This window comes from Pseudomonas sp. E102 (genome assembly GCF_052660185.1).
Genome location: NZ_CP084025.1, coordinates 274,540 through 287,657, shown reverse-complemented (window position 1 = coordinate 287,657; position 13,118 = coordinate 274,540). Strand labels below are relative to the sequence as shown.

Annotated in this window: 14 protein-coding genes; 4 read left to right on the top strand and 10 right to left on the bottom strand. The window is 58.9% G+C overall.

All coding sequences use genetic code 11. The features are described from left to right. Positions 1-194: 194 nt before the first annotated feature. Complete coding sequence (locus DOCECA_RS01385) at positions 195-830, top strand: acyl-homoserine-lactone synthase (protein WP_434609655.1); 636 nt, start codon at positions 195-197, stop codon at positions 828-830. 16 nt (positions 831-846) lie between these two features. Here DOCECA_RS01385 and DOCECA_RS01380 read toward each other — a convergent pair whose 3' ends face one another. From DOCECA_RS01380 to DOCECA_RS01370, 3 genes are all read right to left on the bottom strand, one after another. After that, on the bottom strand, positions 847-1,575 hold the full coding sequence (locus DOCECA_RS01380; protein ID WP_434609653.1) for a helix-turn-helix transcriptional regulator: 729 nt from the start codon (positions 1,573-1,575) through the stop codon (positions 847-849). Positions 1,576-1,792: 217 nt separating this feature from the next. Then, entirely contained in the window at positions 1,793-2,431 is a 639-nt protein-coding gene (locus DOCECA_RS01375) for a glutathione S-transferase family protein (RefSeq protein ID WP_434628286.1), read from the bottom strand. Between the two features lie 44 nt (positions 2,432-2,475). Next, positions 2,476-2,745 carry a hypothetical protein gene (locus DOCECA_RS01370; protein WP_445571354.1) on the bottom strand — a complete coding sequence of 90 codons (270 nt, stop codon included), beginning with the start codon at positions 2,743-2,745 and terminating at the stop codon, positions 2,476-2,478. 30 nt (positions 2,746-2,775) lie between these two features. Between DOCECA_RS01370 and DOCECA_RS01365 the strand changes: the two genes are divergently transcribed. Further along, on the top strand, positions 2,776-3,627 hold the full coding sequence (locus DOCECA_RS01365) for a transketolase-like TK C-terminal-containing protein (RefSeq protein ID WP_445571353.1): 852 nt from the start codon (positions 2,776-2,778) through the stop codon (positions 3,625-3,627). An 11-nt stretch (positions 3,628-3,638) separates the two neighbouring features. Here DOCECA_RS01365 and DOCECA_RS01360 read toward each other — a convergent pair whose 3' ends face one another. Beyond that, complete coding sequence (locus tag DOCECA_RS01360; protein ID WP_420764117.1) at positions 3,639-4,091, bottom strand: MarR family winged helix-turn-helix transcriptional regulator; 453 nt, start codon at positions 4,089-4,091, stop codon at positions 3,639-3,641. Positions 4,092-4,265: 174 nt separating this feature from the next. Between DOCECA_RS01360 and aceE the strand changes: the two genes are divergently transcribed. Next, entirely contained in the window at positions 4,266-6,935 is a 2,670-nt protein-coding gene (aceE, locus tag DOCECA_RS01355) for a pyruvate dehydrogenase (acetyl-transferring), homodimeric type (RefSeq protein WP_445571352.1), read from the top strand. A gap of 55 nt (positions 6,936-6,990) precedes the next feature. Here aceE and DOCECA_RS01350 read toward each other — a convergent pair whose 3' ends face one another. After that, complete coding sequence (locus DOCECA_RS01350; protein WP_434562393.1) at positions 6,991-7,704, bottom strand: FadR/GntR family transcriptional regulator; 714 nt, start codon at positions 7,702-7,704, stop codon at positions 6,991-6,993. 96 nt (positions 7,705-7,800) lie between these two features. On the opposite strand from DOCECA_RS01350, the gene DOCECA_RS01345 reads away from it, so the two are divergent. Beyond that, positions 7,801-8,544 (top strand): FadR/GntR family transcriptional regulator, encoded by a 744-nt coding sequence (locus tag DOCECA_RS01345; protein WP_445571351.1) that lies wholly within the window; start codon positions 7,801-7,803, stop codon positions 8,542-8,544. A 147-nt stretch (positions 8,545-8,691) separates the two neighbouring features. Here DOCECA_RS01345 and DOCECA_RS01340 read toward each other — a convergent pair whose 3' ends face one another. The 5 genes from DOCECA_RS01340 to DOCECA_RS01320 all read right to left on the bottom strand — a co-directional run bounded on the left by DOCECA_RS01340 (position 8,692) and on the right by DOCECA_RS01320 (position 13,118). Then, positions 8,692-9,414: an oligogalacturonate-specific porin KdgM family protein gene (locus DOCECA_RS01340; RefSeq protein ID WP_434609638.1), complete on the bottom strand. Its 723-nt coding sequence runs from the start codon at positions 9,412-9,414 to the stop codon at positions 8,692-8,694. 130 nt (positions 9,415-9,544) lie between these two features. Beyond that, complete coding sequence (locus DOCECA_RS01335) at positions 9,545-10,312, bottom strand: ABC transporter ATP-binding protein (RefSeq protein ID WP_445571350.1); 768 nt, start codon at positions 10,310-10,312, stop codon at positions 9,545-9,547. A gap of 10 nt (positions 10,313-10,322) precedes the next feature. Continuing rightward, positions 10,323-11,162, bottom strand: a complete 840-nt coding sequence (locus DOCECA_RS01330; protein ID WP_420764111.1) for an ABC transporter ATP-binding protein — start codon at positions 11,160-11,162, stop codon at positions 10,323-10,325. Positions 11,163-11,172: 10 nt separating this feature from the next. Continuing rightward, positions 11,173-12,081: an ABC transporter permease gene (locus DOCECA_RS01325; RefSeq protein ID WP_445571349.1), complete on the bottom strand. Its 909-nt coding sequence runs from the start codon at positions 12,079-12,081 to the stop codon at positions 11,173-11,175. Beyond that, positions 12,081-13,118 carry an ABC transporter permease gene (locus tag DOCECA_RS01320; protein ID WP_420764109.1) on the bottom strand — a complete coding sequence of 346 codons (1,038 nt, stop codon included), beginning with the start codon at positions 13,116-13,118 and terminating at the stop codon, positions 12,081-12,083. The genes DOCECA_RS01325 and DOCECA_RS01320 overlap by 1 nt, the downstream gene beginning before the upstream one ends.

The window sequence follows — 13,118 nt, the reverse complement described above, 5'->3', positions numbered from 1 at the left end:
CTCGCTGGCCGGCTCACGGCGCCGTAGATAAACCCTGATCTATAGTTAGCATTGTTTCATTGTCGAACAACTGTACTTGGGTGCAGCTTGGCATTTGCATTCCTGTATCTAGGTACAGTTGCTTTTCCTGGTTCATGCCGCCATGCTCGGCGCGCACGATAATTCAGCATAAATACCCAAGGACATTGCAGGACATGGACAACGTCAGCTTTCATGCCATCAATTATTCCGATGCCTCAGAAGAGCTATTGAGTGACCTGTACGGTTTGAGAAAAGAAGTTTTTGCGGACCGGCTTGACTGGCGCGTCACGATTCAGCACGGAAGGGAAATTGACGAATATGACAATGCCAATGCAACCTATCTCGTCGGTCTGTGTGCGGGGCAAGCGCTGGCTAGTTTGCGCCTGATCAATACGCTGAACCCTTACATGGTCGAAGGTCCATTCCGAAACTTCTTCAAGTGCGAAGTTCCAAAACACAATTCGATGGCCGAATCCAGTCGTTTCTTTGTGGATAAAACCCGTTCTCGTGCCATGGGTTTGAACCAACTACCGCTTACCGAAATGTTGCTGTTGGCCATGCACGAACATGCCGCCCGGCAGGGCCTGGGTTCGATCATAACGGTGGTCAGCCAAGCCATGTCTCGCATCGTTCTGCGGGCGGGTTGGCACTACGAAGTTCTGGATACTGGCGAAGCTTCACCCGGCGAAAAGGTGTTGCTGCTCAACATGCCAGTGCGCCCCGAAAACGACCGGAGCCTCAGGCAAACCATCGAGTCGAAGCAGCGCCGCGGCGTGGCGCAGGCTTGCAAACAAGGGTTGCCCTGCTAGGGCACCTGCTGTCGGTTCAGACCAGCCCCATGCTGACAGCCTTGTAGACCGCTTGCTTGGCGTTGCAGACGCAGAGCTTGTCCACGATGTTCGCCATATGGAATTTAACGGTGCGCACGGAGATGGCATGGATAGCGGCGATTTCGCTGTAAGCCTTACCCATGACGACCCATTTCAGGACCCCAAGCTCCCTGTCCGACAGCCCGGCTTCGGTCAACTCCGGGAATAATTCGCTCAACGAAAAACAATCAGTCAACCTGCTTTGAAACTGAACGAGCGTCATCTGGATTTCTGCCGCCCTGCGCGTCATGGTCTGCTCGAAATCCTGACGACGCTCGGTATTGCTGATACTCAGTGCAGCAAACAAGCCATTGGCATCGTGCAGGTTGAAAGTGAAGCCGTCCGATATCCGGTATTTTTCCGACGATGCAAAAACCGCCTGCCCTTGACCTGACGTCTTGGATTCAAGCGCTTCATGCCAAAAGAACGGCGCTATGCATTTCATGCCATGTTTAATGACCGGATCGATAAGGTGGAAATTCTCAGCCCTATACACGTCGAGCCAGCGTTTCGGATAATTTGAGAAAATCCTCGGTTTTACTTCACGCCCCTTGTACATGACAAAGTAAGCATAATGACAACCTTCCAACGGCCGCAGGCACTTCTCGAATGTATTCTTGAGTCTTTCATCCAATTCAGACCCGGTATTGATGAAGCGCCGCCCTCTCAAAGCTTGATTGCTCATAAAAACTCCCTTTTTTATGGTTTCGTTGCTTGAGTAGATCCTTGCTGCAGAATGATGAAAAAAGCATTCAATCCAAGTCTCAATTTGTAGTAAAGCCAAATGACCACTACATACTCGACGACCGAATTGAAGCAAGACTCGCCTCCGTTGGGGTAAGCCGTCCTTCTCTTGCGGATCAGGCGGCTCGCTCCAGTTTAGAGTCTGTATGGAACGTGTATCAACTTACCGGCATATCCCGGGATTCGGCGAGCCCGGCTTGCACGGCAGGACGGGACTCAATCGTTTTCAACCAGCGCAGCACATGGGGGAACGCCGTGATATTCAGGTCCAACTCTTCGTAGGTGCGCAACCAGGGAAACGCCGCGATATCGGCAATGGAATATTGCTCGCACGCCAGGTAACTGCGCTCGGCCAACTGCTTATCCACCACCCCATAAAGGCGCAGGGCCTCTCTGCGATAACGTGTTATAGCTTCCTCGTTGCGTGTAGTGCTGCCATGCAGGAACCACCACAGTTGGCCCAACATTGGACCAATGGCCCCGACCTGGAAGAACAGCCATTGTTGGACCGCGAGCCGTTCGGTAGACGCATCGGGTTGCAAAAAACCATGCTTGTGCGACAGGTAATCCAGGATGGCGGCGGATTCAAAAACCGAAACGCCCGCTTGGTGATCAACGATGGCGGGGATTTTCCCGTTCGGATTGATGGCCAGGAATTCCGGCGAGTGTTGTCGGCCTTCCGAGAGGTTGAGTTTCACAATTTCGCAAGCAATCCCTGCCTCCTTCAGGAAAATACTGATTTTTTGTCCGTTAGGCGTATCGGCCGTATACAGCGTGATCGGAACAGCAGCGCTCATGAGGAACTCCATTTCGTATCAATTTAATTGCATTTGCAATCATATTAATCCGTGCAGTAAGGTGCAAGCACGACGGAACGCACGGAGATTGTGGAATGATCGGCTTTTCCAGCTTCAGTAAAACGCCTGAGACCCGCCTCGCCGCACAGGCCTGTATCGATAAGATTCGAACGCTTGCCGATCAGCACGCAGGTGGGTTTTGCTCGCCGCTCTACACCATGATCGATATTGCCAACCGCCTCGAAAGAGATCCGGGAACAGCTCGGAACATCTGGGTGATTCGAGCCAACAAACAGCCTCAAGCCGAAAGCCATCACACCCGCATTAGTGCTTGGCCGTTGCGCATGAGCCCTGCCGCCCGCGCGAGCGAGAAACCGCTGTTGTACCTGACCAGTTCAGCGACATCGGCCGAACTTTGCGCGCTGTCAAACGAATCGGCAAACCGCGGAATACTGTGCAACGACATAGAAACCCTGCCCTCGCGCTGGCCCAAGGGGGCTCATCCCTGGGTGCCGCTCTGGCTGGTGGCCAATCCGCAATGCCTGCCATTCGACCCAGCCAGCGGCGCCGAAGCGCATGCCATTGCCCTGGCCGCTCTGGAGAGCCTTTACGTGGAGGGCAACGATGGTTTTTATTACATGGCGCTTCACGATGAGCCCAATGATTTCCTGGCCCCAATCGGCAATGCCAGCGCGAGCCAGGCGCTCAAGGGAATGTACAAGCTGACCGAAATCGAGACCAATGTTGGCGCCCCTCGGGTTCGCTTGTTGGGCGCGGGGTTGGCGTTGCAATCGGTGGTGAGCGCGGGGCAAATGTTGAGCGACCACTGGGGCATCGCGAGCGAATTGTGGAGCTGCCCCAGCTATACCCGCTTGGCCCGTGACGCGGACAAGGCACAGCGTTGGAATCGCATGCACCCCGGGATGCCAAGACGATCGTCGCATCTGCTCGACTGCCTGGGCCCCTCGGACAGTCCGGTCGTCGCGGTGACGGGTTACGCGCAGCACGTCGCCGAGCAGATCGGCGGCCACATCGGCTCACGGTTCGTGGCCCTCGGCGCCGACTCTACCGGTGCCGCTTGCGCAGCGGTGGATAAACACTGGATCGTGGTGTCGTCGTTGCAGGCCCTGGCTCAGGATGGGCTTATCGACCGAGCGTTGGTCGAGCAGGCGATGAGCCAATACCTGTTGCAATGACCACACATCGCTCATCCCGCTCGCCCACTGGAGCGCGCCGCTTTGGCCGCACGTTCCAATGCTTCGCTGAAGACTCGTTGCTGGTCGTCATCGAACTGCGACAGGAACAATTCGTCCACCGCGCCTTCATAGACCTTCCACATCTTCTTGCGCAGCGCTTTCCCGCTCTCGGTGATGGCCGCGTACGCGCCTCGACCGTCGTCGCTGGCGCGGCTGCGGGTGACTAGGCCCTCAGCCTCCAGGCGGTCGACCAGGCGGGTGAGATTGTAGCGTTCGATGGCCATGACATCGGCCAATTCGCTCATCCGCCGCGCGCCGTCAGGGCCACTTTCCAAGCCCCATAACGCGTCGTACCAAGCATAGGCAGGCAGCCCCTCAGCCGCCAGTCGACGCTCTATTTCGCGGATCAGGCAGCGGTGGGCCCGGACGAATCTGAACCAGGTGTCCGGCTCGTTTGAAGACATGCAGCACCTTTTTGATGAGATCGATTTAGTTGCAATTGTAGCGCGTGGCAGGATAAGTTCTCGCTCGTAGTTGCAAATGCAACTACAAAATTCCAGAAGGTTGGCGTCCACCCACGCCCCTTAGTCAGGCACCAAACGACTCGGTGCTGCAGCACTGTCCAGGAGACGACAACGATGGCACAACAATCCATGTTTCTCGACGAGGATCCACAAGAGACTCGCGAATGGCTCGAATCCATTGAATCGGTGGCAAGCGTCGAAGGGCGCCCTCGCGCTCACTACCTGATCGACCAGATGCTTGATTTCGACGCCAACCGCCACGGCGATTTCTACGGCCGAGTGACGACCCCCTACGTCAATACGATCCCGGTCGACCGCCAGCAGCCCTACCCTGGCGACCTGGCCGTCGAACGCCGGATCAACGCCTATATCCGTTGGAACGCACTGGCCATGGTGCTGCGCGCCGGCAAACATTCAAACGTGGGCGGGCACATCGCGTCCTATGCATCCGCGGCCGTCTTGTACGACGTCGGCTTCGAGCATTTTTTCCGTGGCCGCACCGAGCAATTCGCTGGCGACATGGTGTACATCCAAGGCCATTCTTCGCCCGGCATCTATGGACGCGCCTATCTGGAAGGTCGCCTGAGCGAAGAGCAGCTGGACAACTTCCGCCGCGAGACTGACCGCGACGGTGTTTCGTCCTATCCGCATCCACGGCTGATGCCAGACTTCTGGCAGTTTCCAACGGTCTCCATGGGGCTCGGACCGATCACCGCCGCGTATCAGGCCCGGTTCATGCGCTACCTTGAAGATCGTGGCCTGAAAGAACACCAAGGCCGCAAAGTCTGGGCGTTTCTCGGTGACGGTGAAATGGATCAGCCGGAATCGCTGGCGGCCATTTCCCTGGCGGGCCGGGAGAAGCTCGACAACATCATTTTTGTCGTCAACTGCAACCTGCAACGCCTGGACGGTCCGGTGCGTGGCAACAGCAAGGTGATCCAGGAGTTCGAAAGCCTGTACCGGGCGGCCGGCTGGAATGTCATCAAGGTGATCTGGGGCAGTGGCTGGGATGCCCTGCTGGAAAAGGACAAGAGCGGCCTGCTGCGCCAACGGATGATGGAATGCGTTGACGGCGACTACCAGAACTACAAATCCCAGAACGGCGCCTATGTGCGTGAACACTTCTTCGGCAAGTATCCCCAGTTGCTGGAGCTGGTCAGCGACCTGAGCGACGACGACATCTGGAAGTTGTCTCGCGGTGGCCACGATCCGGAAAAAGTCTACAACGCCTATGCCGCTGCCATGCGCCACACTGGCGGGCCGACAGTCATTCTGGCCAAGACCGTGAAAGGCTTCGGCATGGGCGAAGCGGGTGAAGGCCAGAACATCAATCATCAACTCAAGAAAATGGGCGACGAGGCGGTCAAGGCGTTCCGTGACCGGTTCGCATTGGCGCTCACCGACGACCAGTTGGGTGACATGCCTTATCTCAAACCCGCCGCGGACAGCGTCGAAGCCCTCTACCTGCAAGCCAGGCGGACCCAGTTGGGCGGCTATATCCCGGCGCGTTTCAACGCCGTGGCGCCATTGCAGGTGCCACCCTTATCAGCGCTGGATACACAGCTCAAAGGCACGGGCGAACGGGCGATTTCCACCACCATGGCGTTCGTGCGCATCCTCGGCACGCTGCTCAAGGACCCGAACATCGGCAAGCTGATCGTGCCCATTGTGCCGGACGAATCTCGCACCTTTGGCATGGAAAGCCTGTTCCGCCAGATCGGCATTCACTCCCATGTCGGCCAGTTGTATACCCCACAAGACGCCGGCCAGTTGAGCTACTACAAAGAAGCCCGGGACGGCCAGATCATGCAGGAGGGGCTGAACGAGTCCGGCGGGATATCTTCGTGGATCGCCGCAAGCACGTCCTACAGCACCCATGGCGTGATGACGGTGCCGTTCTACATCTTTTACTCCATGTTCGGCTTCCAGCGCGTTGGCGACCTGGCCTGGGCGGCGGGCGACGCACGCGCTCGCGGCTTCCTGCTCGGGGCGACTTCCGGCAGGACGACGCTCATGGGTGAAGGCCTGCAACACGACGACGGCCATAGCCACGTGCTGTCCTCGACCATCCCGTGTTGCGTATCCTACGACCCGACCTACGCCTACGAACTGGCGGTGATCATCCAGGACGGTATGCGGCGGATGTACGCTGAAAACGAAGACATCTTCTATTACATCACCGTACTGAACGAAAACTACGCCCACCCACCGATGCCCGAAGGTGTCGAGGAAGGCATTCTCAAGGGCATGTACCGCCTCTCGGCGCCGGAAAAACCTGTCGAAGGCAAGCATGTGCAGCTGATGGGTTGCGGTTCGATCCTTCAGGAAGTCGTTGCGGCGGCCCAATTGCTGGAACAGGACTTTGCTGTCAGCAGCGAAGTCTGGAGCGTGACCAGCCTGACCGAACTGCGCCGTGACGGCCAGGAAGCCGAACGCTGGAACCTGCTGCATCCCGAGCACGCGCCGCGCGTCGGTTATGTGGAAAGTTGCCTGCACGACAAGCAGGGCCCGGTGGTGGTCGCGACGGACTACATGAAGATTTTCGCCGACCAGATCCGCCCGTTCGTACCCAAGCGCCGCTTCGTGGCCCTGGGCACGGATGGTTTCGGTCAATCGGACACTCGCGAGTCGCTGCGCAGATTCTTTGAGGTGGACCGTCACTTCATCGCCCTCGCGGCGTTGAAGGCCCTGGCCGACGACGGGCAAATCCCAAGGGGAAAAGTCGCTGAGGCGATCACACTTTATGGGATCGATCCGCAAAAGCAGAACCCTGCGAAAGTTTGACCCCACGATCAACCTGTGGGAGCGAGCTCGCTCCCACAGTGGATGGTGATGCAGGTCATTGCGCCTTCAGTTCGACCACACCCCGGACTCGCTGCAACATATTGATCAAATGCAACCGCATCGAAGCCCGTGCTGCTTGCGCATCGTGCCGCGCCAACGCCGCGTAGATCTGCTCCCGCTCGCGCACCACCAGTGCCCGGTTCTGGCCTGTCACCGACGGCCCGGCCTGTTGCACTACCTCGATCAACGTGTTGCCCACATGGGCCATGGCATCGATGAAAAAGCTGTTGCCGGTGCACTGGGCGACCTGCCGATGAAACTCGAAATCGACCCGGGCGCTTTCCTCATCCGTTGGATCAAGCGCATTCGCCGCATCGAGCGCCTCACGCATCGTTAGCAACTGATCCGGCGTGGCGCGTTGCGCAGCGATACCCGCAGCTTCCACTTCCAGGCTCAGGCGCAGTTCGATCACGGCCAGCGCGTCATAAGCGCCACCCTTGACATGTTTGCCGCCCTGGAAATCTCCCGGGCGCGCGGTGTCCACCACGAACGTGCCGATGCCATGTCGGGTTTCCACCAAGCCTTCAGCCTGGAGCCGGGACATGGCTTCACGGACAACGGTCCGACTGACGCCACGCTCCTTGATGATCACCTGTTCCGTTGGCAACTTGCTGCCCGCAGGCAGGTCGCCCGCGAGTATCTGCTGCGTCAGGTCGACCACCAGTTGCTGAGTCATGCTCAGGCGTCGATCGGTTGTGACACGCTCCATTGCACCTATCCATCAAGCCAGACGATCGCGGCATTATAGCCGCGACCTTGCCTCAAAACTCACTATAATGCCCGCTGATCTCACTAGAGCACGCCGATGACGGACCAAGCGTTATCTCCATTGAACAAGCCGCGCCGCCTGGCCGAAACACTGGTCGACCGTTTTGCCCAGCGCATGCGCGACGGCATCCTGAAATGTGGCGAAAAGCTGCCTACCGAAGTGCACATCATGGAAGCCGAAGGCGTCAGCCGTTCGGTGGTGCGCGAGGCATTGTCGCGTTTGCAGGCGGCGGGGTTGGTAGAGACGCGCCATGGCGTCGGCACGTTTGTTCTGGATATGCCGGCACCGGAAGGGTTTACCCTCGGGCCGGCGACGATTGCCACATTGTCCGACGTGCTCAACTTGCTGGAGTTTCGCCTGAGCCTCGAAGTGCAGGCCGCCGGCATGGCCGCCGAACGCGCCACGCCCGAAACCCTGGCCGAACTGGCCCAGGCGTTGGATGCGTTGTTGCAAGGGCCGGAAAAATCCGGCACCACCATCAACGCCGACTTTCAGTTCCACTTGAAAATCGCCAAGGCGGCCGGCAATTACTACCTGATCGACATCATGAAGCACCTGGGTACGAAGCTGATCCCGCGCACCCGGATGAACTCCGCCTACTCAGGGCAAAGTGATCGCAGCGCCTACCTGCAGGGGATCAATGCCGAGCACCAGCAAATATTCGATGCCATCGCCAGTCGCAATGTCGATGCGGCGCGAGCGGCCATGTACCTGCATTTGAGCAACAGCCGCATGCGCCTGTGTGAAACCCAACAACGCCAGGCGTTCTACAACGACTAAATGCTTGTAGGCCCCTGTGGCAAGGAAGCTTGCTCCCGCTTGGGCGCGAAGTGCCCACAAAGAAGGACTGCTGCGCAGCCCAGCGGGAGCAAGCTCCCTCGCCACGCAATTCAACTATTTCTCGAATGAGCAGTGCCGCCTCACAACTTAGAAGAAGCTGTATTTAACGCCGACCCGCAACCGCAGTTGTCGATCACTGTCCACCGAGTTGACCTTGATATCACCCACTTCAAAGAACGGCGCCCAGCGTTTATCCCACTGGTATTTAACCACGGCATTCTGCTCATAGTCGTCAGTACCGCCGTTATAGCGAATGTAGTCGGCATCGAAGTAAGTCAATTGATATTCATAGGCCCACGGTCCTTGAGGACCGTAGTTGACATAAACATCGTAACGGTTGACCTTCTGGTCGTCTTGCCCATTGTGCGGAACGTCACGGTCAATCTTGTCGCGGTCCAGCTTGGCTGAATCATAGCGATAGCGACCGGCGATACTCAGCTCTTTGGTTACTCGGTAACCCAGGCGCAGGCCCAACTTGTAGGTGGTGGACTCCTCATCGCTGTCCAGGGCCAACGAAGGCGTCAGCGTCCAGCGATCATTGATCTTATGCTGGTAGTTGACGGTAAATTCATGGCCGCTGCCGACGGTATTGTCGAAGGCGACGTCTTTCCGGTCACCGGCCGTCTTGTATTTGAGTTCACCTTCCAGGCCCACGCCGTTATCCAGCCTGATGCCGAACTTGGCGCGGTCGGCATGCATTCGAGTCTTTTCAGCATATTGATGCCGGACATTGATATAACCGGTATCCGCCTGAGCGACAACCGAGGTGAACAACGAAGCGATCGACAAAACTACGAGGGTCTTTTTCATGTTTTTTATTCTTGTAAGTTGAAATCATTAGTTGGGTTGAACGCCAAATCGCAGGCGAGCGCGTACGCGCATTGAAACGTGCGGTTCAACGTGTTCTGCGGTTTAAAACAGGTACAGCGGGTCAGTTACTTCAAACGGCAATAGGTACGCGTTGAATATCGCGACTGGCTTGCACCAACAGGCGCGTGTATTCATGGTCGGCGCCATTGTTCGCGAGCAAGTGACTGTCGAGTGTCTCCACTACCCTGCCCTGCTGCATCACAGCCAGCCGATCGCACAAATGCGAAACGACCGCCAAGTCGTGGGTGACCATCAAATAGGTCAGCCCTTCCTGGCGACGCAGATCGGCCAACAGATTGAGGATTTCCGCTTGCACCGAGACATCCAGCGCCGAGGTCGGCTCGTCCAGCAGCAACACCCGAGGGCGCAGGATCAGCGCACGGGCAATCGCCACGCGTTGGCGCTGGCCGCCGGATAATTGATGCGGGTAACGAAAGCGAAAGCTGTCGTTCAAACCAACCTTGCGCAGGATCTCGCTGACCTTCGGCCCACGCCCGTCGATACCGTGGATACGCAGTGGCTCCTGCAGCGCGGCGTCGATGGTGTAGCGCGGATGCAGCGAGGCGTACGGGTCCTGGAAAACCATCTGCACGGTACGGTAGTGGTCCAGCGGCAGCTTGCGCGTCACCGCCCTGCCGGCGATTTGCAGTTGACCAGTCCAGTGCTGGTATTGTCCCGCCAGGCAACGCAGCACGGTGGTCTTGCCCGAACCGGACTCCCCCACCAGGCCAAACGCCTCACCTTCGCCAACGCTCAGGCCCACGTCGTGCAGTACCGCGTTCAGTGCCGCGCCGGTGCCGAAACTGAGGTTCAGGCCGGTGATTTCGATCATGCTCATGACAGGCTCCTCAAGGATTCAACCAGTGTGGGTCGCGCTGCAACACCGGCAGCGTGGCGCGCGGATGGTCCAGGCTGGGCAATGCGGCCAACAGGCCTTGGGTGTAGGGATGGGTGGCGTTATCCAGGTCGGCGGCGGCAATCGACTCGACCACACGGCCGGCGTACATCACCAGCACGCGGTCGCAGAAATGCCGTACCAGGTTCAAATCGTGGCTGATGAAAATCAGTCCAAGGTCACGCTCGCTGACCAGCTCTTCCAGCACGTTGAGCACCTGCCGGCGCACCGATACGTCCAAGGCCGAGGTGGGTTCGTCGGCGATGATCACCTGGGGATCGGTGATGACCATCATGGCGATCATGATCCGCTGGCCCATGCCGCCAGAGACTTCGTGGGGGTGCAGGTCATAGACCCGACGAGGGTCACGAATGTGCACCTTTGCGAGCATGTCCAAGGCCCGTTCCCGCGCTTGGCGATGGGGCACTTTGTGATGGGCAAGATAGGCTTCGGCGATTTGCTCGCCAACGCGCACCACCGGGTTCAGTGAATATTTCGGGTCTTGCATGATCATCGACATGCGCGCGCCGCGAATCGCCTGGATCTGCTTTTCGCTCGCGCTCAGCAAGTCGATATCGGCGAAGCGCAGGGTCTTGGCGGTGACCCGCGCCGTCGGCGGATGCAGACGCAAAAGGCTGCGGCCGACGGTGGATTTGCCCGAGCCGGATTCGCCGACAATGGCGAGTTTTTCCCGGCCCAGGTTGAACGACACATCACGCACCGCCAGCGAGGTTTTGCCCGCGTTGCGAAACTCCACGCACAAATCCTGTACCGCAAGTTTTATCTCAGTCATGACTTGTTCCTCAGGATTGGCTGCGGGGATCAAGGACGTCGCGCAAGCCGTCGCCCAACAGGTTGAAGGCCAGGCTGACCAGCATGATCGCCGCACCGGGCGCCGCCACCAGCCACCAGCTTTCGAGCATGTAGCGCCGCCCGGTGGAGATCATCGCCCCCCACTCCGGCAAGGGTGCCTGAGCGCCGAGGCCGAGAAAGCCCAGGGCGGCGGCGGTGAGGATGATGCTCGCCATGTTCATGGTCAGGCGGATGATCACCGACGACAGGCACATCGGGATGATGTGGCGAAGGATGATCCGGGTACTCGACGCACCTTGAAGTTGAACAGCGACGACAAAATCAGCGTTGCGCAGCGGCAGCGTTTCGGCACGAGCGAGCCGGGCTATCGGCGGCCACGCCGTCAGCGCGATGGCGATCACCGCGTGCTCCAGGCCCGGGCCGAGGGCAGCGATGAAAGCCAGCGCCAACACCAGGCTGGGGAACGAGATGAAGATGTCAGTGATGCGCATGAACAGGCTGTCGACCCAACCGCCGAAGTAACCGGAAACCGTGCCGACCAACAGGCCGATAGGGCCGACGATCACCGTCACCAGCAAGACGATGTACAGCGTGATGCGCGAGCCATACACCAGCCGGGCGAACACATCGCGACCGTACTCGTCAGTGCCGAACCAGTGCTCGCTGCTGGGCGCATGCAACGCGCCAGCAAGGTTCTGCGCCAAGGGATCGTGACCGGCGATCCAGGGCGCGAAGGCCGCGACCAGGATCAGGGTCGAGACGACGACCAGGCCGGCGAACGTCATCGGGTTGCGCAGCAGAAATCGCAGCAGCCGGGTGGCGCTGGCGACCAGCGCAGCCGTACTCGAAGCAGGCAGCGCGGCACTGCCGGCTGCGCTGGAAGCAAGGGGCAGGTTCATTAGCGAGTCCTCGGGTCGAAGATCTTGTAGAGCGCATCGCTGATCAGGTTCAGCGTCACGAAGATGAGGCCGATCAACAGAACGCAAGCCATCACCGCGTTCATGTCACCGAGCAACAGACTGCTCGTCAGGTACTGCCCGAAGCCCGGCCAGGCAAACACGGTTTCGATCAGCACCGCGCCTTCGAGCAACCCGCCGTAGGCCAGCGCGACAATGGTCAACAGCTGCACACGTATGTTGCCGAAGGCATGGCCCCAGACGATCTTGCGCTGGGACAGCCCCTTGACCCGGGCCGTGATGATGTACTCCTGGGACAGCTGTTCGAGCATGAAGCTGCGGGTCATGCGGCTGATGTAGGCGACCGAGTTGAAGCTGAGGATCACCGCCGGCAGCAGGATGTGCCGCAGTGCGCTGCGAAAGGCCTCCCAATCGCCGGACCAAGCCGTGTCGATCAACAACAATCCGGTGTGACTGGGGATCAGCCCGTCATAGGCCAGGCCGATCCGCCCGACGCCGCCGGCCCAACCCAGCCAGGCGTAGAACACCAAAAAAGCCATCATGCCGATCCAGAAAATCGGCGTGGAATAACCGAACAGTGTGATCAGCCGTGCGATATGGTCACCGGCACGGCCCTGATGGGTCGCCGCGTAGACACCCAGCGGCAGGCCCGCCAGCACGCCGAACAGAATGGCCAGGGTCGCCAGTTCCAATGTCGCCGGGAATACTCGGGCGATGTCAGTGATGACTGGGTTGCCCGTCAGCAACGCCATGCCGAAATCACCGTGAACCAGATCGCCGAGATAGATAGCGAACTGGGTCCACAATGGCTTGTCCAGGCCGAGCTCTTTATATACCTGGGCATACGCTGAAGCGTCGGCGTCCGGGCCGACGATGGCCAGCACCGGGTCCAGGGGCATCACGCGCCCGATAAAGAAAGTCAGCAGCAGCAACCCCAGCAGCGTCACCGCCACCGAGCCGCCGCGCCGGGTCGCCGAAACGGCCCGGGTGGTCCAGATTGAAAAGGATGCAGTCGACAT

Bases quoted from the DNA above. Each gene is read 5' to 3' on its own strand.
- DOCECA_RS01385 (WP_434609655.1), top strand. From the start codon at position 195: ATGGACAACGTCAGCTTTCATGCCATCAATTATTCCGATGCCTCAGAA.
- DOCECA_RS01380 (WP_434609653.1), bottom strand. From the start codon at position 1,575: ATGAGCAATCAAGCTTTGAGAGGGCGGCGCTTCATCAATACCGGGTCT.
- DOCECA_RS01375 (WP_434628286.1), bottom strand. From the start codon at position 2,431: ATGAGCGCTGCTGTTCCGATCACGCTGTATACGGCCGATACGCCTAAC.
- DOCECA_RS01370 (WP_445571354.1), bottom strand. From the start codon at position 2,745: ATGGCTTTCGGCTTGAGGCTGTTTGTTGGCTCGAATCACCCAGATGTT.
- DOCECA_RS01365 (WP_445571353.1), top strand. From the start codon at position 2,776: ATGAGCCCTGCCGCCCGCGCGAGCGAGAAACCGCTGTTGTACCTGACC.
- DOCECA_RS01360 (WP_420764117.1), bottom strand. From the start codon at position 4,091: ATGTCTTCAAACGAGCCGGACACCTGGTTCAGATTCGTCCGGGCCCAC.
- aceE (WP_445571352.1), top strand. From the start codon at position 4,266: ATGGCACAACAATCCATGTTTCTCGACGAGGATCCACAAGAGACTCGC.
- DOCECA_RS01350 (WP_434562393.1), bottom strand. From the start codon at position 7,704: ATGGAGCGTGTCACAACCGATCGACGCCTGAGCATGACTCAGCAACTG.
- DOCECA_RS01345 (WP_445571351.1), top strand. From the start codon at position 7,801: ATGACGGACCAAGCGTTATCTCCATTGAACAAGCCGCGCCGCCTGGCC.
- DOCECA_RS01340 (WP_434609638.1), bottom strand. From the start codon at position 9,414: ATGAAAAAGACCCTCGTAGTTTTGTCGATCGCTTCGTTGTTCACCTCG.
- DOCECA_RS01335 (WP_445571350.1), bottom strand. From the start codon at position 10,312: ATGAGCATGATCGAAATCACCGGCCTGAACCTCAGTTTCGGCACCGGC.
- DOCECA_RS01330 (WP_420764111.1), bottom strand. From the start codon at position 11,162: ATGACTGAGATAAAACTTGCGGTACAGGATTTGTGCGTGGAGTTTCGC.
- DOCECA_RS01325 (WP_445571349.1), bottom strand. From the start codon at position 12,081: ATGAACCTGCCCCTTGCTTCCAGCGCAGCCGGCAGTGCCGCGCTGCCT.
- DOCECA_RS01320 (WP_420764109.1), bottom strand. From the start codon at position 13,118: ATGTCGACTGCATCCTTTTCAATCTGGACCACCCGGGCCGTTTCGGCG.